Source organism: Pedobacter agri, from assembly GCF_032678665.1.
Lineage (GTDB): Bacteria > Bacteroidota > Bacteroidia > Sphingobacteriales > Sphingobacteriaceae > Pedobacter > Pedobacter agri_A.
This window is the reverse complement of the sequence record NZ_JAVTSH010000012.1, coordinates 163,448-182,818: the sequence shown is the minus strand read 5'-3', so window position 1 is coordinate 182,818 and position 19,371 is coordinate 163,448. Positions and strand designations below refer to the sequence as shown.

The window sequence follows — 19,371 nt, the reverse complement described above, 5'->3', positions numbered from 1 at the left end:
CTAATTGATTACAATCGAAAATAATGGAACTAAAATTTTTTAAAGACTTTGATTTTATCGATTTCTGGAAAAGTCAATATTCAGAAAACGAAATCATCACAGAAGAATTAATCGCTTCTTTGGAACTTGAACTGGGTTACAAACTGCCTGCATCATACATAGAATTGATGAAACTTCACAATGGCGGTTCGCTCAAAAAGAATATTCCGCTGATAAAATTCAAGAGCGAACAAGGGACAGATTGGGGACTTGGAACCATTGAAATTTCGGATATAATGGGAATTGACCGCAAAAATACCTATTCAATCGGTGGCGAACGCGGAAGCCGTTTTTGGATTACGGAATGGGAATATCCCGAAATCGGAATTTATTTCGGATGTACACCGAGAGGGGGACACGATATGATATTGATGGATTATTCGGTGAGCGGAAAACAGGGCGAACCACAGATAGTACAAATAGAACCCGACGGCGAGAAAACAATCCTGGCAAAAGATTTTGAAACATTTATCAGGATGCTGGATAATTCAAATAGCTATGATTATTAACAATTAAAAAGAAAATATTTAAATACCTGATTTTATAATGAACAATCAAAGTATCACCATTACCCGAATATGGTCTTTCAATAAACCAATGTCCATAGAACCTGATATCGAATTATTATTCAAAAGACCCAGAGTTGATTATAGGATTAGCGAATATATTTTTCAATTTATAGATGAACATATCCTGAAACCGAATAAAATTTTACAAAAAGGAAATTATCGTTTTTGTTTGGCTTTTGGCATTTACAATCCCGAAATACATAAGTTTCATCAGGAAAATTTATACAACGATGAGTATTCAAAGTTCCGTTTGGCACAATTTAACCGAAAAGAATATAAGGAAATTCAGATAAGCTGTAACTCAACAGTTTTTAATGAAAATATAGCACCTGTAGCTTATGCCGAAATGGTGTATGATATTTTTGCTGTCTATCTCATTACAAACTTTAAGAAAATAACAAAAGAAATAATGAAAGGCAAAAAAGCTGATTTGGATAAAAATTACATCACTGATTTTAAATTTCCTGCAACATTTGAAAATCAGAAATACATCGCAGACGAAACTTCTATTGCATTTACAAGTACAGACGGATATGTGACTGAAAAACGGGCGCCTATCGTTATAGCAGATATTTACAAAGAGCAATATCGTGAAAATTAAAAAAATAACAGCATTATGAATACACTAACCATCGAAAAATTTCTAAAAAACGAAACAGACCTTATTCTTGAAGCAGGCGAAACAACGTTGTCATTAGAAGATGAAATACTTTCCATAGCAATTGATTTCTCTGCAAAATATACTGGCGAGGAGCAAGTTTGGGACGAAGCAGGCAATAACGTATTGAGCGAACCCATCGATTTTGGCTATAAAGAAGACGATGCAACACTGGAATTAGAAATGCCTATTGAAAATGCCGAGACGATAGATGACCTGTTGGACAGAACAATCACCATCAATTCGGAAACGGATGATGATTTGACCAATTTCTTCATAATGAATAACCATCATCCAACGTTTGATGATGACATTACGCTTAAAAAAGTGAATGGCGAGTACATCCTGCAATGGAAAGGCTTTTTGCCCGATATCAACTATTATGATTTTGAAAAATCGATGCAGAGAAAATTTGCTTTTACATTAATAACGAAATTCGAAATATGAAAAATATAATTCTTATTTTATTTACACTTGTCTTCGGAGCCAATCATACATTCGCACAAGACAGCATCGCTAATAAAAACCTAATCGCAAAATTTTCCGGCGAATGGTACAGCAAAAAAGAAAAACAAACGCTCGTTATCAGCTACGATACCGAAAATAATTCATTCCTCATCAATGACCACACCAAAGGCTACAGCGAAGATGCTTACTATGCTTATCCTAAAAATAACAAACTGATTTTACCTGCTCAAAATAGTGACCATCATTCATCGTACTGCGAAATTAGTATCATTAAAAATCAATTAGTTTATGAATGTAATAGTGCTTTGAATTTTACAGATAACTTTTTGACGAAGGATCAGTATAGTACCAAAAATGTGTTTGTGAAAAAGAGAGGTGAATAGTGATATTTGGGATTAAATAAAAGGTCTGTAGGTAGTAGGGTATTGCCCTGCCGAGCGAATAGGTTTCTCCTTTTAGATCTTTTCATAACCTCAATTTAGCTGATTGATGTTTTGCACTTTCACGCCCGGCATGCGTTCAAAGATGTCTTGCATGTATTTCCGGTGATTGGCACCTGCAATAACCACCACCTTTTTGGCGCCTGCAACTTTGGCCCGATGGATGACATTGTTGCACATGCCCTGGTTTCTCATGATCCACCAGTGTATTTTGGAAAGCATTTCTATTTTAGGGAAATTCTTCATGTCGTACATTTCCGGTGAATAAAAATCGCCTGATGCCGAAATTACCGAAGCTTCAGGAGTGTTGAGCCACTCGGTTACTCTTGGCGAAGATTTCTCTACTTCATCATAACGTTTGAAGCCATCATTGATCCTTTTAAGGTGAGTTTTCAATTCGCTCTGAAATACTTTGCTAGTGTCTTTTCTGAAGGAGGCGAACTTTTCATCTACTGCTGCCCATGAAGCGTTCCAATTTAAGTCGTAATCCTGACAATCCATGGCATAAAGTGTGGTTATGCCCATTTTACGCATCATGGGAAATTCAATCAGCGCATATTCAGAAGTGATCAACCTTCTCATGCTCCTGCCGGTGGTATCCAGTTTCGGGCTAAGCAATTTGTTTACATAGGTACTTAAATCCGCATCCGAATGTTGTTTTAAATGGTCGTATACCTGCCAATACTGATAATGGCCGTTAGCTACGTCTTCATTGAGATAGTACGCATGGGCCAGGTCAGTTCTTGATTTGAAGTCGTCTGGCTTTTGTTTGATAATGTTGTTTAAACTATCAATCGTTTTGGGCAGCTGTAGCTCAGCAATATTTCTGTTTTGCCGAAGTATTTGCAAACGGTGAAGGTTATCCTTTTTGCACCAGTAGTCCATCACATTTTGTTCATCTTCTTTACTTAAAAACTCACCAAAAAATGCTGTGGGCTTGAATTGTTCAATCTTTTTGTAAATGTCGGCGAAATCCTGTTTTAGATAAGAACTGTAGTTATGGGAAACACCGATCAACAATATTTCCAGTTTCTGGGCATGAACATTTAAGGAAAACAAGGCCAATACAATCAATAAGTATTTCATATCAAACAGGAGGTTAGGGATTTTGCTCATCGAAATGAGGTATGGCCTAAATTAAAACTTTTGCAGGCCATTATCAAGTCTCTATCCTTATCGTTAAAAAATACCAGACCAATAAATTGCATTGCAGCTAAGCATGATTGCATTAAATGTAAATTCTGGATGATGAAGAATACATAGGTTTCTGATGATTCAGCTCAAAGCTAATCAGTTGGGGGTAGAATGCACCATATGCTGTAGGAATAGTTAACGGAGGTCGATTCCAATATTGTAGTTGAGTTAATTTCAAGCCTGATTCATTCAATCAGGCTTGAAACATGAGCTATTTTTTTTCTGTGCCAGCATCTGCCGGGGCGTTGGTGGTTTTATCATGCGTGGTATCTGCACTGAGCGAATCCCTATGTGTGGTGCTGTCTGTATACTGGTTCATTTTATCAGCATTTTCCTGATCGGCTTGTTTGCCATTACAGGCAGAAAATGCTAAGCCGATGGCCATTATGAATATTAATAATTTCGTTTTCATAGCGATTGGTGTTGGTATACTATTAAAAGCTTAATAAAGTATTAAAGTTTTAATTAATCGATTAAGATGATGCGTTGACGAAACCTACCAGGTTTTTCGACCCTAAAAGCATGACATTTTGTAATTGATCAATTACGGAGCTGATCGATAAAAATCGCGGCGCTCCGCAAAACTTTTTTCCAGCGGGCAGGGTTAGCAATACATGGATATGAATGAAGCACCCCCGATGTTGCCGGCGAGCAAAAAGAAATTATACGATTATCAACAGCAAGATCTGGAAGCGCTATTCAGCAAACTTTCTGCGCATCCCGAGCAACGGGCTAAACTGCTTTACCAATTGCCTACAGGTGGAGGGAAAACGGTTATTTTTTCAGAAATTGCCAAGCGGTTTATTGGCGCCTTTGGCAAAAAGGTAATTGTGCTTACACACCGGATAGAACTTTGCCGCCAAACCACCACTGCTTTGAAGGGGAGCGGTGTGGCCAACAGGGTTGTGGATAGTAAGGTTAAAAAATTAGCTCCAACAGACCGTTTTGAATGTTATGTTGCCATGGTGGAAACTTTAAAGCGCAGGATTGAAGACGGACTAATCAATACTTCGGAAGTTGGGCTTGTGATTGTAGATGAAGCGCACCATAATTCCTTCCATAAATTGTTGGGCAAGTTCGAAAATGCTGCCATTATTGGCGTTACCGCCACGCCCTTCTCTTCGGATGTCAACCTTCCGATGAACCGTTTTTACGAGGAACTCATTTTAGGTGAGGGGATCTCATCACTGATTAACCGGGGTTTTCTGGCCAAGCCTAAAATTAAAAGTTACGATGTGGAGCTCAATTCACTGCTCACCGGATTGACCGGCGATTTTACCGTGAGCTCGTCTGATGCGCTTTACGGATCAGAAATTATGTTAGATCTGTTGCTGCATTCGTACCAGGAACATTCTTTGGGTAAAAAAACACTCATTTTTAATAATGGTATTTTCGCCTCTAAAAGGGTTGAAGAAACCTTTTCCAAAGCAGGTTTCGCCATCAGGCACCTGGATAACAAAACGCCTTTCGCGGAGCGGGCAGAAATATTAAAATGGTTTAAAAAAACCAAAGGCGCCATCTTAACCTCGGTATCTATTCTGACCACTGGTTTCGATGAACCTTCTATACAATCGGTAATTTTATTTCGTGCAACCACTTCTTTAACGCTGTATCATCAGATGGTAGGCCGCGGTGCAAGGCGTTTAACTGGCAAAAAAACGTTTACCATTACCGATTTAGGAAATAATATTGAAAGGTTTGGCGAATGGAACAGTGAAATCGATTGGATGCATGTATTTCTGCATCCTGAAATTTACCATGAAAACCTGCATCGTAGTGTAGAGCAAACCCATGCCATCCCGATGGAAATGCGCAATACTTTTCCAAACAGTCTGGAAATTGCTTTCGATGTGGTTTCGGCCTATCATGAAGCAATGGAAAACGGCAAGAAATCTAAAATCGTGATGCGTGATTCGATTCGGCAGCACGCCCTAATGTGTGTGGAAAATTGCGATGGTGATTTAGCTAAAGCAATGGAATTATGCCAAAGCCTTGACAAGGAAATCGACTATCGGATTAAACAGTATGGCAAATGTTTAACCAAAGTAACCAGGGATTATTTGAAATGGCTGGGTGTAGATTACCGTGAAAGGTTGAGGAAGCTTACGCAAAAGCTCCTGTCGAAAAGTGTAGTTTTACAAACCGCCAGTTAAACATTCAACCCAAAGCAACGTAAAAAATGAGCAATATTGAAAATTTATCACTGCTAAGTGGTTTAGTATCTCCGGAGAAAATGCTTAAGCTCGAAGCTACTGCAGCACGGCATAAACAGCAGGCAAATATTTCATTTGTAATTCAGGCCGTTGAAGATCATGTTGTTCAGGTTTTGGCCGTTCAGGGTGAAAAAGCATCGGGAACTTATGCCAGCGAGGCCACTTTAATAAAGCGGGCACAAGATCTTTTTGGCAAATTCCCTTCTGAAATTAAGATTCAGGTGGAAGCCGAAACACATCTTCCATCTCCGGCCAGTTTAGTGGATGTTGCCTGGATTGAAAAAAAGATGGACGAAAAAGGGGTGAGGATTAAACAAATTGCCTTTGATACAGGAATAGACCGGGAAAGCATTGCCGATTGGGTGAACGGAAAACGTAGCATGAGCCAGATTGTGAAAGCGATGTTTTATTTTTACCTCATGAAATAAACCAGCGGCCTAATTTGTATGGCTTATTCCTTAAGCGTGATGCGCTAAACTTATGACGCCTGCTGTTCAGTTGTGAAATCGGGTTTAATATTCGAAATCTTTTCTTTCTGCATACATTCCTTTGCGTATAACTACTCCAATTTATATCATTTTATCAGGCTGGTTACTTTATGTTTTTGTTGTAGTTATGATTGGTGTAAGCAACAGGCATGATCTGTGCAACGCTTTCTGTTAAAAAATTTTCGTCATTCAGGGTAGTGCTACATGGTGGTTAATTTTATGGTATTGACGTTAATTACTCAAGTTTTTGCCTAATAGAAACCATTATGGTTCATTTTTTATGGATCAGAAAATAACCGTAATTGATATTAGTTGTTCCGAGTAACTGATGATAGTTAGGTGTTATTAAGCGGTTTGATCGCTTTATTGAGGAGTCGCAATTTGCATGTTTCCATGGTCTGCAAAATTAAGCCTTTAGAATACGAAAGAAATTCCTACCTTTCCTGCCTTAAAATCCTTTCTGGAGTGTCGAGTTTAAAACCTTAACCATCCCTATTAAAAATGTCATTTAACACGCTGAAATTGTTACAAACACAAAAAAAGAACATCCTTGAAATCTGGATGAGAAACCAACTTTCGGATGATGGTTTAAGAGAAGATCTCATCAGTAATGAAGAACTTCGCGGCCAATCAGAAGAGTTAATTTCATCATTGGTTGCCAATCTTGCGGGCGACGATCTGCTTGATTTCAATGCAGACCGATGGGATCCTGTAATCGAAATATTAGGCGGTATAGCCATCACCCGTGCCCGTCAGGGTTTTTCGCCAAGGGAAACCGGTAGATTTGTGCACAGTTTGAAAGAAGCTTTACTGGAAGTTTTACAACAGTAGATTCAAGATCCTAAACAGCTTTTTGAGGAAAGTTTGAAAATCAACAAGGTGATGGATAACCTGAGCATTGTAACATTTGAAACTTTTATAAAAGGCAGAGAAGAAGTAATTCTGAGACAAACAGATGAGATTGCAGAAATTTCTACGCCTGTAATCCGCGTTTGGGATGGTATACTTGCTTTGCCAATTATTGGCACCCTTGATAGCTCAAGAACCCAGATTGTAATGGAAAACCTGTTACAAGAGATTGTAGAAACCGGATCGAGCATCGCCATTCTTGATATTTCAGGTGTTCCAGCAGTAGATTCTTTAGTTGCGCAACATTTAATCAAAACCGTAAGTGCCACGCGATTGATGGGAGCAGAGTGTATCATCAGTGGTATCCGACCAGAAATTGCCCAAACGGTAGTTCATCTGGGCATAGATCTTTCTAATATTATTACTAAAGCAACATTGGCCAGTGCCTTATCTTATGCATTTAAGGTTCTTCGCCTGGAGGTGCGCAAGAGTAATGTAATTGCTAAAACTAATTTCTAATCTATATGGATAAAATTCCTATTCTAAGGATGGGAAACTTTTTGCTGGTGACCATTCAGGTTGATCTATATGACAGGCTTGCCCTGGATTTGGAGGCTGACCTGGTACAAATGGTTAATAAAACCAGTTCAAAAGGTGTACTGATCGACATTTCTGCGGTTTCGATAGTCGACTCATTTATGGGTAGAATTATCGGAAACATTGCAAGTATGTCAAAAATTCTGGATGCAGAAACTGTTGTGGTGGGCATGCAGCCCGCTGTGGCCATCACATTGATAGAGCTTGGGCTTCCATTAAAGGGAGTGCATACCGCACTTGATGTTGAAAAGGGAATGATTTTGCTTAAGTCGATGATAGGAGATGATCACGGGGACCAGGACGAAACCGATGATGATGATACTTTCGTTGAGTAAGGATACCATTCAAGTACAGCGGGAGCAAGATGTAGTGCTGTTGCGAAACCGTGTTCGTGAAGTTGCTGTAAAAATTAAGATGGGTTTGGTTAACCAAACCAAACTGATTACTGCGGCGAGTGAATTATTGCGAAACATGCTTCGTTATGGTGGTGGCGGTAACTGTTTAATTGAAGTAGTTACACGCGGACGCGATAATGGGGTGCGCCTTACATTTTCTGATAAGGGGCCAGGTATCCCCGATATTGCTGCGGCCATGAAAGACGGCTTTTCTACCGGAAAAAGTTTGGGGCTTGGTTTACCCGGCGCAAAAAGGCTCTGTAATGAATTCGATTTAAAAAGTAAGCCCGGAGAGGGAACGGTAGTGATGATATTAAAATGGGCAAATGGTTGATGCAACACATATAAGTCTTCAGGCAAACGACAGGAGTTATTTTTCGCTGCTTAAAAAAGAGATACACCAGCACCTGCTCGATGCGGGAATGGAAGGTATGCGAATAGCGGAAGTAGATATTATCGTTGCCGAAATGACCAGTAACCTTTTTAAATATGCTGATAATGGAGAAATTCTTTTCGGCAAATTTTATGAAAACGGTGTGGCCTACATCGAACTGATTAGTATTGATACCGGTCCGGGGATGCAGAACACCAACAGGATGATTTTGGATGGTGTATCTACAAGCAATACCATGGGCGCCGGTTTAGGGAGTATTAAACGACTTTCTGATACTTTCGATATTTACTCGGCAGTAGGCTGGGGTACAGTGGTTTTAAGCCGGATCTACATTGGTCAAAAACCGGAGCAGAAATCAGGATTAGTAATCAGACCATTGGTAGTAAGCAAACCCGGAGAAAAGGTAAGTGGAGATGGGTTCATCTGCCGTACAAAAGGCAATAGTTTTAAACTTATGCTGGGCGATGGGCTTGGGCATGGTCCTGAAGCCAATCACGCCGTAAATGAAGCCGCCAATATTTTTAAAGTTTTTCCAGATGATAGCCCAATAGAAACCTTAAGGTTTATTCACAGTTCAACACGTAAAACCCGTGGCATGGTGGCCAACGTTACCCATTTTGATGCTGCTTCGGGAAAATGGTCTTCAGCCGGAATCGGGAATATTTCCGCCAAATGGATTGGGCCAATGTCGTCTAAAAATCACATGTCGTATAACGGCATTGTAGGTCACAACATTCCCACAACCATGAACGATCAAAGCTACAGTTCAACGGAATACAATCAATTGGTACTTTGTTCGGATGGTATCAAGACCCGCTGGGAAGTTGCAAAATACCCTGGGATATTGAAACATGATCTGTCCATTCTTGCTGCCTGCATTTATAAGGATCATGCCAGAAGAACGGATGATATGTCGGTTATAGTTTTAAAAGTTCGGTAGCATGAAAGAGATTTTAGATATTTCACTCGAAAATGAAATGGATCTGGTGCTTGCGCATCGCAGGTCGATGCAGGTAGGTGAACAATTGGGGCTAACTGTAGCCACCCGAACTACATTTGCTACCGCCGTATCTGAAATTGCCAGAACTGCTATAGAATATACGGATAATGGCCAATTACACATTGTGATTTCGGGAAAATTCCCCCGCTATTCATTGTTTGCAAGAGTTGTTTTTGACGCTGATCAGCTTTTTCGTTCAACGGATGAAGGGTTCTTTTATGCCAAAAAACTTCTTCCTGATTTTACCTTTCAAGCTTCCGGCAATTCCTATCTGATTGAAATGGGATTAGGTTTGCCACGTTCTTTAAAGCTCGATGATTCAAAAATCAGCGACTTAAAAGATTTTTTTGAACAAGTCAGCCCATTGAATGCTTACGAAGAAATTAAAAAGAAAAATAATCATCTGCACAGATTAACCGGCGAGCAGGAAAAAGAACTCAGAATACAGCGTGAACTTGATGAAAAGAAAACAGAGTTTATTTCTGTGGCCAGCCATGAGTTGAAAACGCCGATTACCGTAGTGAAAGCCTATACTCAAATGCTGAAACTTTTAAAAGATCAATATTCAGATAAGGTTGCCGGTGTGGTGGATAAACTTGATATTCAAACTTCCAAACTTACGCTATTGGCCCAACAGCTAATGGATGTATCAAAAATGGAAAATGGCAGCTTACAGTACGATTTGGTTGATGTTAATCTGAATGCTTTTGTTGAAGAAGCGGTTATGATTTTATCAGCCGTACATGATGGCAATCAAATCAACATCAGCCTGGGCAAACCATGCGTGGTGAAAGCAGATCCGCTGCGGTTAGAGCAGGTTTTAACAAATCTTTTAGGTAATGCAGCAAAATATTCTTCCAAAAATTCGACCATTGATGTTGCAACGTCTTTATCAGACGACGATAAAAGCGTGGTGATAAAAGTGACCGATCAGGGGCTGGGCATGTCTGATGAAGGCATCATAAAGATATTTGATAAATTTTACCGCCTTGATGACGTTACCCGCTCTCATCCTGGGCTGGGTATGGGTTTGTATATCTCTTCGAAAATTATATCTGATCATGGCGGTAAAATCTGGGTAGAAAGTAAACCCAATGAGGGATCAACCTTCTTTTTTACCATTCCAATCGTTTAAAAGCCTTTCAATTTTTTGCATTCTTGTTTGTTTTGGCAGATATAGCAGGGTTAATCACGGGCTTTAAATCTGTCCGAACGTTAATGCAGCGTATTCTATATCCTGAATATCAGGAGCCATTTACTTCAAATCTTAAACCATAAGAGAATATTTCGGAACAATTACGGGCAATTAAAGGTTCTTTCTGAAATAGGTATTATGGCAGCAATCAACTGGCAGGATGTTTTCCTGCTCGATCTTAATTGGTCACTCACACTCGAAATTACCGTCAGAACGTTTATAATGTTCGTTTTGGTGATGATTTTTCTACGTTCTACGGGTAAAAAGGGTGTACGGCAATTAAGTATTTTTGAGGTTGCAATCATTATTGCATTGGGTTCAGCTGCGGGCGATCCGATGTTAAACAGCGAGTCGGCCATTATCCCTTCTTTATTGGTATTTGTGGTGATTCTGATTACTTACCGGCTCATCACTTATCTGGCAGCTAAAAACCAGAGGGTAGAAAATATTCTGGAAGGTGTGCCGATGTATATCATTGAGGATGGGAAATTTACCTTAACAGAAGAAGGGGATGGGAATTTTGCCAAAGATGAATTTTTTGCCGAAATCAGGGCGCAAGGCATTGAACATCTCGGCCAGGTGAAGGCAGCTTTGCTGGAAACGAACGGACAAGTTAGCTTTTTGTTTCGCGATGATGAGGAGGTTGGTTATGGCTTACCGGTATTCCCAAAAGCTTATTCAAAAAAATCAAAAAATATTTCGGAGCCTATGGTGTATGCGTGTACGCATTGCGGCCATACCACTGAACTTTCTGCACCATCTAGCTGTGAACGTTGCGGCAAAGATGAATGGGTTGCTGCCTGCAATAACAAGCGGGTAAGCTAAAAGGCAGGTTTATGAATTGATTGTATTAAATGTTTTGAAAATCTGCTGTTTTGATTTTTGATAGTCCTATGTTTTAGCGGTTGGATGATTCAAATGAATGTTGGAAGCAAAATTCTGCAGAAATTAATTCCACGTAGCATTAAAATCTATATGATGAAAAAAATAGGTTTAGTTTGGTTTAAAAATGATCTGAGGTTACACGATCACGAGCCTTTAACTGTGGCCCAGCAGGAATGTACTGACCTTATATTTTGCTATTGCATAGAAAAAGATGCTTTTAAAAAACTAGACCTGGGTTTCAGGAAAGCGGACGTAAACCGGTTCAAATTTTTAAAACAAGCTCTCCTTGATTTAAGGAAGAACTTAACATCAATTGGCGGGCATCTTATTATTGGGGAAGATTCTGCGTTGAAAACCCTTCCGGAACTGATTAAGCAACACCATATTACCGACGTATATGCAGAAGAGGAATATGCCAGTGAAGAACTTAGCCTGGTAAACGCGGTGATGGATGCCTTGCCCGAAATTAATTTCCATTTTTTTTGGGGTAAAACACTCTATCATAAAGATGATATTCCTTTTGAAATTGAAAAAATTCCCCTTACCAGTAAGGCCTACCGGATTCCGGCCGGAAAGCAGAGCGAACCCCGGAAAACTTTTAACATACCTGTAAAACTCAAAGCTGTTAAAGGTGTAAAAACACATCGCTTTCCATCTTATATCAGTTATGGCTTTACTAAAAATGAATATGAAAAGGCAAAACCATTTGTTGCGGGTGGAGAAAGCGAAGCGTTGAAAAGACTGGAATATTATACTTTCAAATCGGAACTTTTAACCGGCTACCGGTGGAGTAGAAACCAATCGGATGGCTTGGATTACAGTTCGAAATTTTCGCCTTATCTGGCTTTAGGGTGCATTTCTGCCAGAGAAATTTATGAAAAAGTGCTGGCTTATGAAGCAAAGGTAAAAAAGAACCAAAGTACCTGGTGGCTGGTTTTTGAATTGGTTTGGAGAGATTATTTTACCTTTAAGGCAATGCGTTTTGGCAATTCGATCTTCCATACCGAAGGTTATAAAAATAAAGCTATCGAATGGAAAAATGATCCGGCAGATTTTGAGCGGTGGTGTAACGGAACCACCGGCATTCCTTTTGTTGATGCGCACATGCGGCAGCTGAACGAAACCGGCTACATGAGTAACCGGGGGCGGGTAAATTGTGCGAGTTATTTTGTGCATGATTTAAAAATAGACTGGACCTGGGGAGCAGCTTATTTCGAATCTAAGCTGATTGATTACGATGTAACCTCTAACTGGATGAACTGGCACATGCAGGCTTTTGAAATCTGGTATACCAACCCGGTTCACCAGTCTAATAAATACAAGGCCCAGAAATTTATTCGGAAATGGATCCCCGAGCTTGCTAAAAGAAATGATACAGAAGTTTTAATTCCATGGACCTTTGATATTCCTGTTTATCCTAAACCCATTGATGTGTATAAGAAATGGGATAGGGCTATTGGATTAATTCAAAAACAAGAAGTTTAAATCTATCAAGCTGCTTTTCTAAATGGAACCGCCGGCAACCAGTTTAGATTCATCAATAATGGTTTGTGCGAAAGAGCTTCCGGCAATGCAACGCATCATTCTGTTAAAAGCCAGTTTGCCGAGTTTACTGCCACTGGTTTCAGCATAGGTAATTTCCGGATAAAATAACAACGGAATCATGCCATCGCTAATGGCTATTACACCTAAATCGGCTGGTGCACTAAGTCCTTTCCGTTGGATGGCTTTCATCGATCCTGCCAAAATCTCATCGCTCATACAAAAAACTGCAAATTTTTTACCGATCCATTCGGGCAATAACGACATGGTAATCTGCTCAGCTTCAGCAGAACTTCTTGCATGAACAGTTTTCAGGTTAATGGCCTGGCCATCCTTCTGGAGTACCGCAGTGAATTTCTCGAGTCGGGCTTTGGTAATCGACATGTTTTGGTCGCCAAAAATTCCTAATACGTTTGGAATATCTTTTTTGATAATTTCTTCAGCAGCGAGCGCAGCGGCATGTTCATCGCCCACGCAAATTTTATTACAGGACTCATATTGCGGAACTTTATCGAAAAAAATAACCGGAATGCCATGTACATCCATTTTTAAGAAGGGCTCAATATCACTGGTTTCTGAGGTAATCGCAATAAAAATTCCCGATACCCGCTTATGCCTGCAGCTTTTCAAAATTTCCTGCTCAATTTTAGCATCATTTGAAGAGCGGTAAATGATAACCGAATAGCCATAATTTCTCGCTTCTTCTTCAATGGCACTAATAAATGAATGGTAAAAGAAATTAGAAAGACTGGGCACCACGATGGCGAATTCTTTGCTACTGTGTGTGCGTAGATTTACGGCATAAGGGTTTGGATCATATTCCAGCAACTCTGCCAGCTCTTTTACCTTTTTGCCAGTTTCCGGTGAAATATCCGGATGGTCTTTTAAAGCTCTGGAAACGGTTGATATGCTCACACTGAGCCGTTCAGCAATCTTTTTCAAAGTTGGATTCTGTCTCATGGGATGTATTTGGTTACTCAAATATAAGTTTTCCACAACAAACATTTCCGCAAATGTTTCCGCAAACGTTTGCGGTCTAAAATCGCGGTTTCCTATGGGTTTGAAATTTTTATAACCCTATCTTCATATTCAATAAGTAGATGCACATACGCTCATTTCCAACTGATGGAAGTTGTTCATCGAACTAACCAAATATAAATAATCCCTAAAACGCCCAAATTACCGGGCAATTAATGATTGATGATGAGAAATTTTACGCTATTTCTTCTGATGTATTGCAGCTGCCTTGTTATAAATGGGTATGCCCAACAAACTGAAACTGCAACAAGCGGGAATAAGCCTGCGTGGTGGAAAGAAGCCGTTGTTTACCAGCTTTATCCCAGAAGTTTTAAAGATAGCGATGGTGATGGCGTCGGAGATTTGAAGGGCATCATCTCAAAACTCGACTATTTAGAAAGTCTTGGCATAAATGCAGTGTGGCTTAATCCTATTTTCTCTTCTCCAAATGATGATAATGGCTATGATGTTAGCGACTACCGAAACATTATGAAAGAGTTTGGCACCATGCAGGATTTTGATGATTTACTTGCCGGTTTGCACAAAAGAAATATTAAGCTGGTGCTTGATATGGTGCTAAACCACAGCAGTGACGAGCATGAGTGGTTTAAACAGGCAAAATCATCCCGCAGCAATCCTTACCGGAATTATTACCATTGGTGGCCGGAGGAAAAAGGGAAACCTACCCCGAGGTATAGTTTTTTCGACGTAAACAGCGACGCCTGGAAATATGAACCCGCTACTAAATCTTATTACCTGCATTATTTTTCTCAGAAGCAGCCCGATTTGAACTGGGAGAATGAAAAATTGCGAAATGAAGTGTATGATATGATGAAGTTCTGGCTTGATAAAGGCATTGATGGCCTTCGGATGGATGCTTTTCAATATGTATCGAAAGATACCACCTGGAAAAAATATCCTTTGGGATATGAAAAAGACATCATTAAATATTACGGGATGGGGCCAAATTTGCATCAATATCTACGAGAAATGAACGCCAAGGTGATGAGCAAATACAACATGATGACGGTTGCCGAAGGCGCCGGAAGTACTTTAGAGGATGCACACGCATTGGTAGATGAGGACAGAAAGGAGCTGAATATGGCTTATCATTTCGAAATTATGGATATTGGAAACGACCCGAAAGGTTATCAGCTCACTGAACTTAAAAAAGCATTTAGCAAATGGGACCATTCTTTTGCAGAGAAAGGCTGGCTGGCCATTTTCCTAGCAAACCACGATGTGCCACGCATGGTAAGTAAATATGGAAATGATCGTCCTGAGTTTAGAAGTTTTTCTTCAAAGTTATTAACCACACTGATCATGACGATGCGTGGCACACCCTTTTATTTTAACGGCGATGAACTCGGCATGTCGAACATCAAATTCGATAAAATTGAAGATTACCGCGACATTGCCACCATCAATGCCTACAAAAGTGCCAAGGCAAGGGGCGAAAACCTGAATGCTTTTATGGATAAACAAAAATTCATTTCCCGCGATAATACCCGAACGCCTTTTCAATGGAATGACAGCACAAATGCAGGTTTCACATCCGGTACGCCCTGGATCAAAGTGAACCCTAATTATAAAACCGTTAATGTAGCGGTAGAAGAAAAAGATCCTGAAAGTGAACTTTCTTATTTTAAAAAGATGGTTGCATTAAGGAAATCATCACCCGTTTTGATCTACGGCGATTATAAAGTGTTTGATGTTGAAAATCCCGATGTGTACGGTTATACCAGAATGCAAGGCGCTGCGAAAATGCTTGTGTTGCTTAATTTTTCTACCAAATCAATTTACTATCCGCTGGATAAGAATATTAACGTAGCAGGAGCTAGGATGCTGATGAACAATTACAAAAACCAGGCAGCTATTTTGAATCACCAGGTTGATTTGAAACCATGGCAGGCATTAGTTTTTCAACTTAATTAATCCGGATATGATCGTTGCACCAGCCGAGAAAGTTCATCAGTCATTACCCGCGATGAAACTAAATTTTAGTGCCATTATTGCCATGAACCTGGGTTTTTTTGGTATTCAATACAGTTTTGGTTTACAGCAAACCAATATGACACCTATTTATTCTTACCTGGGTGCAGATGCCGATCAGATACCGTTGTTAAACCTGGCAGGACCAATGACAGGCCTGATTATCCAGCCGATTATTGGTGCCATGAGCGATAAAACTACGAGCAGGTTTGGCCGTCGCCGGCCTTATTTTTTAATTGGGGCAATTATTTGCAGCATCTGCCTTTTTGCAATGCCCTACAGTAGCTCCATATGGATGGCTGCCGGAATTTTATGGATTCTGGATGCGGGAAACAACATTACCATGGAGCCTTACCGGGCCTTTGTAAGCGATAAACTGCCATCAAACCAACATGCCCTGGGTTTTTTAACGCAAAGTTTTTTTACCGGGTTGGGCATTACACTGGCCAATCTAACCCCGGGGATATTGATTGCTGCCGGATTAATTAGCATCAATGCCAGAAGCGCAAACCATATTCCTTATACCACCTATGCTGCTTTTTTTATTGGTGGTGTCGTGTCAATAGGTTCGATTATGTATAGTTGTTTAACAACGAAGGAGGTGCCGCTATCAGCAGCAGAAATCGAAAAAATAAAAGCAGAACCTGGAGGAGTGGGCAGGGTGCTTGGCGATATCGTTGATGCTTTTAAAGTGATGCCCACTATGATGAAGAAACTGGGCCTTGTTTATTTGTTCAACTGGTACGCCATGTTTATTTACTGGCAATTTATTACACTTTGTTTGGCCAAAACCATTTACAATACCGGTAATGCGGCGTCAGATGGTTTTGCTTCAGCCCAATTGCTCACCGGAACGGTAAATGGAGGCTATAATGTAGTTACGTTTTTAGTTGCGTTTCCCCTGGCTTTTTTTGCCCGGAAGATTACAGCAAAACGGGTGCATTTAATCAGTCTGCTTTTCGGGGGATTGTGTTTAATTGCCTTGCCGATGATTCATCAGCCTTTGTTGCTTATTGTTCCGATTATTGGTTTGGGCGTGGCATGGGCCAGCATGATGGGTACACCTTATGCCATGCTGGCGGGCAGTATTCCGAAAGCCAAAACCGGAATTTTTATGGGGATTTTAAATATGTTCATCGTACTGCCCATGTTGTTGGAAACCATCACCTTCAAATATGTTTACCGTTATGTGCTCGGCCATCGTCCAGAAAACGCTATCATTTTTGCCGGTATTTTAATTGTTGTTGCGGGTTTTATGGTGCTGCTGATTAACAAAAGTAATCAAACGGAGGAAATATAATGGAGCACTTAACACCTTATCAAAAAGCATTGAATCTCCTGCATCAGGCCATTACGCCGTTTGGATTTGTTGCCGCTGTGCAGGAACAAGATAATTACAAACGTGTTTGGACCAGGGATGGGGTGATCACCAGTATTGCGGCGTTGCTTAGTGGTGATGCATTGTTGATCGACACGGCAAAAATCACCATCCAAACGCTTTTTGATCACCAGCATGCCAGCGGATTTATGCCTTCAAACGTATCGCCAGAAAATGGCGAAGCGAGTTACGGCGGAACTTCGGGCAGGGCCGACAATCCATCTTGGGCGGTAATCGGTTTGTGTGCCTATACCATACTTACCGGCGATGAGCGCCTCTGGCAAAAATACCAGGAAGAAGTGAAGCAATGTTTTACCGTTTTAAATAGCTGGGAATTTAATGGGAAACATTTGATTTATGTGCCACAAAGTGGTGATTGGGCAGATGAATACATCCAGCATGGCTATATTTTGTTCGATCAGCTGCTTAGGATTTGGGCATTGAGAATGGCTTGCAAATTAACTCCGAATCAAGATTGGGCCAGTAAAGAAGCTGCAATTACCAATGCAGTAAAAACAAATTACTGGAATCATGATCCCCTGGTAAATGCCTATTCACCGAATCTGGCACATCAGCTAAAAGATGCTTCCAAACATTACTGGTTAATGGGTTTTAATCCCGGTAGGATTTATACCTATTTCGACTTGCAGGCCAATGTTTTTTGCTTGCTGCTTGGTATGGGCGATGCACTTCAGAATCAGCAGGTGCTACATTTTCTTTTGGGACTTTATAACCGGAAAAAATCGCTTTTGCCTTCTTTTTATCCAACAATTTATGATCATGATTTAGACATGGAAGCGCTTAAACATAACTATGCCTATGCTTTCCGGAACCATCCTGATTATTTTCATAACGGCGGTTTATGGCCGGTTTGGAACGGCTGGCTGGTGGCTGCATTAAAGTTTCATAACGAGACAGAGCTGGCGGACGATATTCTGGCAAGCATTCACCATTCCAACGCTAAAGCAGATTTATTTAATGAGTGCTTTCATGGCACCAGCTTGGAGCCTTGTGGTGTGCCTAACTGTACCTGGAGTGCTGCCGGGGCAATTATTGGTGAGCAGGCGCTCCTCAACAATCAATTTAAAAAACTTTTTGACCTAAACTGACGATGATGACTCCGACAAAAGATATTTCAGCAAAAAAGATTTTAGTGGTGGGCGAGCTCCTGGTAGATATCATCTCCGATGAGAATATCGAATCACTTGCCATACCTTCCCGGTATTCCACCTTGCAGGGTGGAAGTTCGGCCAATCTTTGCGCCAACCTTAAGTGGCTTGGTGTAGATACAGATTTGGTAGCAACCGTTGGGCAGGATAATTTAGGTCTTTTCCTGATCAATGAATTGAAAACGATTGGTTTATCGACAACACATATTCATCGAGCTGCAAATCGCCAAACCAGCATTGTATTGGTGGCTAAAAATGAGCACCGGCCTGATTTTATTCCTTACCGAAGTGCGGATTTTGTAATCAAAAGGGTGGAGGACGAAGCCATTAGCAGTTCTGAAATTGTACATACCACGGCCTTTGCTTTAAGTAAAGAACCGGCTAGGGGCAATATTCTGGCTGCTTTACGCAAAGCACATCAGATGGGGAAATCCATTTCAGTTGACTGGAATTTTGCGCCATCCATTTGGCAAGATGATGATGGTCAGGATGTTTTCAAAAAAATGCTTAAATTGAATCCATTATTGAAAATCAGTTTAGATGATTTGGAGCGTTTTGTGGGTGAGCCACTTACTGTAGAAGAATCGCTAGAGTGGTTGGGTCAGTTGGATGCGGCAGTTATTTGTCTCACCTGTGGTAAAGATGGCGTTTGGTATCAGGCAAAAAATCATCCCTGGAAATATAAACAGGCCATTCCAATTGAAACTGTACACGGCGTAACGGGGGCAGGGGATGCGTTCTGGTCAGGATTTTTATCGGCTTTCATTTTAGAAAGGCAGATGGATGACTGTATAGACAAAGCATTGGAAGTAGCCAGAATGAAGATTGAAAAACCATACCCTTTATATCAGAAATAAGTTTATCCCTTAGTATATCACATCCCATGAAC

The 19,371-nt window shown here is 40.4% G+C and carries 21 protein-coding genes; 18 read left to right on the top strand and 3 right to left on the bottom strand.

Annotation, left to right across the window (positions count from 1 at the left end):
• The first annotated feature begins 23 nt into the window (after positions 1–23).
• From R2Q70_RS21340 to R2Q70_RS21325, 4 genes are read left to right on the top strand one after another with little or no spacing between them, the layout of a single operon-like run.
• On the top strand, positions 24–548 hold the full coding sequence (locus R2Q70_RS21340) for an SMI1/KNR4 family protein (RefSeq protein WP_316809579.1): 525 nt from the start codon (positions 24–26) through the stop codon (positions 546–548).
• Positions 549–585: 37 nt separating this feature from the next.
• Complete coding sequence (locus tag R2Q70_RS21335; protein WP_316809577.1) at positions 586–1,209, top strand: hypothetical protein; 624 nt, start codon at positions 586–588, stop codon at positions 1,207–1,209.
• 15 nt (positions 1,210–1,224) lie between these two features.
• Positions 1,225–1,713, top strand: a complete 489-nt coding sequence (locus R2Q70_RS21330) for a hypothetical protein (protein ID WP_316809576.1) — start codon at positions 1,225–1,227, stop codon at positions 1,711–1,713.
• Positions 1,710–2,117, top strand: a complete 408-nt coding sequence (locus tag R2Q70_RS21325; protein ID WP_316809575.1) for a hypothetical protein — start codon at positions 1,710–1,712, stop codon at positions 2,115–2,117. Before R2Q70_RS21330 ends, R2Q70_RS21325 begins: the two co-directional genes overlap by 4 nt.
• A 90-nt stretch (positions 2,118–2,207) precedes the next feature.
• On the opposite strand, the gene R2Q70_RS21320 is transcribed toward R2Q70_RS21325, so the two are convergent.
• Both R2Q70_RS21320 and R2Q70_RS21315 read right to left on the bottom strand, forming a co-directional pair.
• Positions 2,208–3,290 carry a DUF5694 domain-containing protein gene (locus R2Q70_RS21320; RefSeq protein WP_316809574.1) on the bottom strand — a complete coding sequence of 361 codons (1,083 nt, stop codon included), beginning with the start codon at positions 3,288–3,290 and terminating at the stop codon, positions 2,208–2,210.
• A gap of 289 nt (positions 3,291–3,579) precedes the next feature.
• The gene (locus R2Q70_RS21315; RefSeq protein WP_316809573.1) at positions 3,580–3,780 is read right to left on the bottom strand and encodes a hypothetical protein; all 201 of its coding nucleotides are present in this window, start codon (positions 3,778–3,780) and stop codon (positions 3,580–3,582) included.
• Between the two features lie 208 nt (positions 3,781–3,988).
• On the opposite strand from R2Q70_RS21315, the gene R2Q70_RS21310 reads away from it, so the two are divergent.
• From R2Q70_RS21310 to R2Q70_RS21265, 10 genes are all read left to right on the top strand, one after another.
• A complete protein-coding gene (locus R2Q70_RS21310) occupies positions 3,989–5,521 on the top strand; it encodes a DEAD/DEAH box helicase (protein ID WP_316809572.1) in 1,533 nt (510 codons plus the stop codon).
• A 26-nt stretch (positions 5,522–5,547) separates the two neighbouring features.
• Positions 5,548–6,009 carry a helix-turn-helix transcriptional regulator gene (locus R2Q70_RS21305; RefSeq protein ID WP_316809571.1) on the top strand — a complete coding sequence of 154 codons (462 nt, stop codon included), beginning with the start codon at positions 5,548–5,550 and terminating at the stop codon, positions 6,007–6,009.
• A 561-nt stretch (positions 6,010–6,570) separates the two neighbouring features.
• Positions 6,571–6,900, top strand: coding sequence for an RsbRD N-terminal domain-containing protein (locus tag R2Q70_RS21300; protein ID WP_316809570.1), 330 nt, complete (start codon positions 6,571–6,573; stop codon positions 6,898–6,900).
• A gap of 51 nt (positions 6,901–6,951) precedes the next feature.
• A complete protein-coding gene (locus R2Q70_RS21295) occupies positions 6,952–7,437 on the top strand; it encodes an STAS domain-containing protein (RefSeq protein WP_316809569.1) in 486 nt (161 codons plus the stop codon).
• 5 nt (positions 7,438–7,442) lie between these two features.
• Positions 7,443–7,850, top strand: coding sequence for an STAS domain-containing protein (locus R2Q70_RS21290; protein ID WP_316809568.1), 408 nt, complete (start codon positions 7,443–7,445; stop codon positions 7,848–7,850).
• Entirely contained in the window at positions 7,825–8,244 is a 420-nt protein-coding gene (locus tag R2Q70_RS21285; protein WP_316809567.1) for an anti-sigma regulatory factor, read from the top strand. Before R2Q70_RS21290 ends, R2Q70_RS21285 begins: the two co-directional genes overlap by 26 nt.
• Positions 8,237–9,244: a serine/threonine protein kinase gene (locus tag R2Q70_RS21280; RefSeq protein WP_316809566.1), complete on the top strand. Its 1,008-nt coding sequence runs from the start codon at positions 8,237–8,239 to the stop codon at positions 9,242–9,244. Before R2Q70_RS21285 ends, R2Q70_RS21280 begins: the two co-directional genes overlap by 8 nt.
• Before the next feature lies 1 nt (position 9,245).
• Positions 9,246–10,439, top strand: coding sequence for a sensor histidine kinase (locus tag R2Q70_RS21275; RefSeq protein WP_316809565.1), 1,194 nt, complete (start codon positions 9,246–9,248; stop codon positions 10,437–10,439).
• 198 nt (positions 10,440–10,637) lie between these two features.
• Positions 10,638–11,324: a YetF domain-containing protein gene (locus tag R2Q70_RS21270; RefSeq protein ID WP_316809564.1), complete on the top strand. Its 687-nt coding sequence runs from the start codon at positions 10,638–10,640 to the stop codon at positions 11,322–11,324.
• Between the two features lie 150 nt (positions 11,325–11,474).
• Positions 11,475–12,869, top strand: a complete 1,395-nt coding sequence (locus R2Q70_RS21265) for a DASH family cryptochrome (RefSeq protein ID WP_316809563.1) — start codon at positions 11,475–11,477, stop codon at positions 12,867–12,869.
• 18 nt (positions 12,870–12,887) lie between these two features.
• On the opposite strand, the gene R2Q70_RS21260 is transcribed toward R2Q70_RS21265, so the two are convergent.
• On the bottom strand, positions 12,888–13,886 hold the full coding sequence (locus R2Q70_RS21260; protein ID WP_316809562.1) for a LacI family DNA-binding transcriptional regulator: 999 nt from the start codon (positions 13,884–13,886) through the stop codon (positions 12,888–12,890).
• A gap of 240 nt (positions 13,887–14,126) precedes the next feature.
• On the opposite strand from R2Q70_RS21260, the gene R2Q70_RS21255 reads away from it, so the two are divergent.
• Genes R2Q70_RS21255 through R2Q70_RS21240 form a run of 4 tightly spaced genes read left to right on the top strand, consistent with a single transcriptional unit; the run spans position 14,127 to position 19,339 of the window.
• Entirely contained in the window at positions 14,127–15,878 is a 1,752-nt protein-coding gene (locus R2Q70_RS21255) for an alpha-glucosidase (RefSeq protein ID WP_316809561.1), read from the top strand.
• A gap of 7 nt (positions 15,879–15,885) precedes the next feature.
• Entirely contained in the window at positions 15,886–17,235 is a 1,350-nt protein-coding gene (locus R2Q70_RS21250) for an MFS transporter (RefSeq protein ID WP_316809560.1), read from the top strand.
• Positions 17,235–18,422, top strand: coding sequence for a glycoside hydrolase 100 family protein (locus R2Q70_RS21245; protein ID WP_316809559.1), 1,188 nt, complete (start codon positions 17,235–17,237; stop codon positions 18,420–18,422). The genes R2Q70_RS21250 and R2Q70_RS21245 overlap by 1 nt, the downstream gene beginning before the upstream one ends.
• 2 nt (positions 18,423–18,424) lie before the next feature.
• Positions 18,425–19,339: a carbohydrate kinase family protein gene (locus tag R2Q70_RS21240; protein ID WP_316809558.1), complete on the top strand. Its 915-nt coding sequence runs from the start codon at positions 18,425–18,427 to the stop codon at positions 19,337–19,339.
• Positions 19,340–19,371: the final 32 nt, after the last annotated feature.

Excerpts from the sequence above, each read along its gene's own strand:
- R2Q70_RS21265 (WP_316809563.1), top strand. The coding sequence starts at position 11,475 with ATGATGAAAAAAATAGGTTTAGTTTGGTTTAAAAATGATCTGAGGTTA.
- R2Q70_RS21260 (WP_316809562.1), bottom strand. The coding sequence starts at position 13,886 with ATGAGACAGAATCCAACTTTGAAAAAGATTGCTGAACGGCTCAGTGTG.
- R2Q70_RS21300 (WP_316809570.1), top strand. The coding sequence starts at position 6,571 with ATGTCATTTAACACGCTGAAATTGTTACAAACACAAAAAAAGAACATC.
- R2Q70_RS21295 (WP_316809569.1), top strand. The coding sequence starts at position 6,952 with ATGGATAACCTGAGCATTGTAACATTTGAAACTTTTATAAAAGGCAGA.
- R2Q70_RS21245 (WP_316809559.1), top strand. The coding sequence starts at position 17,235 with ATGGAGCACTTAACACCTTATCAAAAAGCATTGAATCTCCTGCATCAG.
- R2Q70_RS21275 (WP_316809565.1), top strand. The coding sequence starts at position 9,246 with ATGAAAGAGATTTTAGATATTTCACTCGAAAATGAAATGGATCTGGTG.
- R2Q70_RS21320 (WP_316809574.1), bottom strand. The coding sequence starts at position 3,290 with ATGAGCAAAATCCCTAACCTCCTGTTTGATATGAAATACTTATTGATT.
- R2Q70_RS21315 (WP_316809573.1), bottom strand. The coding sequence starts at position 3,780 with ATGAAAACGAAATTATTAATATTCATAATGGCCATCGGCTTAGCATTT.
- R2Q70_RS21305 (WP_316809571.1), top strand. The coding sequence starts at position 5,548 with ATGAGCAATATTGAAAATTTATCACTGCTAAGTGGTTTAGTATCTCCG.
- R2Q70_RS21335 (WP_316809577.1), top strand. The coding sequence starts at position 586 with ATGAACAATCAAAGTATCACCATTACCCGAATATGGTCTTTCAATAAA.
- R2Q70_RS21290 (WP_316809568.1), top strand. The coding sequence starts at position 7,443 with ATGGATAAAATTCCTATTCTAAGGATGGGAAACTTTTTGCTGGTGACC.
- R2Q70_RS21270 (WP_316809564.1), top strand. The coding sequence starts at position 10,638 with ATGGCAGCAATCAACTGGCAGGATGTTTTCCTGCTCGATCTTAATTGG.
- R2Q70_RS21280 (WP_316809566.1), top strand. The coding sequence starts at position 8,237 with ATGGTTGATGCAACACATATAAGTCTTCAGGCAAACGACAGGAGTTAT.
- R2Q70_RS21325 (WP_316809575.1), top strand. The coding sequence starts at position 1,710 with ATGAAAAATATAATTCTTATTTTATTTACACTTGTCTTCGGAGCCAAT.
- R2Q70_RS21240 (WP_316809558.1), top strand. The coding sequence starts at position 18,425 with ATGATGACTCCGACAAAAGATATTTCAGCAAAAAAGATTTTAGTGGTG.
- R2Q70_RS21285 (WP_316809567.1), top strand. The coding sequence starts at position 7,825 with ATGATGATGATACTTTCGTTGAGTAAGGATACCATTCAAGTACAGCGG.
- R2Q70_RS21340 (WP_316809579.1), top strand. The coding sequence starts at position 24 with ATGGAACTAAAATTTTTTAAAGACTTTGATTTTATCGATTTCTGGAAA.
- R2Q70_RS21330 (WP_316809576.1), top strand. The coding sequence starts at position 1,225 with ATGAATACACTAACCATCGAAAAATTTCTAAAAAACGAAACAGACCTT.
- R2Q70_RS21250 (WP_316809560.1), top strand. The coding sequence starts at position 15,886 with ATGATCGTTGCACCAGCCGAGAAAGTTCATCAGTCATTACCCGCGATG.
- R2Q70_RS21255 (WP_316809561.1), top strand. The coding sequence starts at position 14,127 with ATGATGAGAAATTTTACGCTATTTCTTCTGATGTATTGCAGCTGCCTT.
- R2Q70_RS21310 (WP_316809572.1), top strand. The coding sequence starts at position 3,989 with ATGAATGAAGCACCCCCGATGTTGCCGGCGAGCAAAAAGAAATTATAC.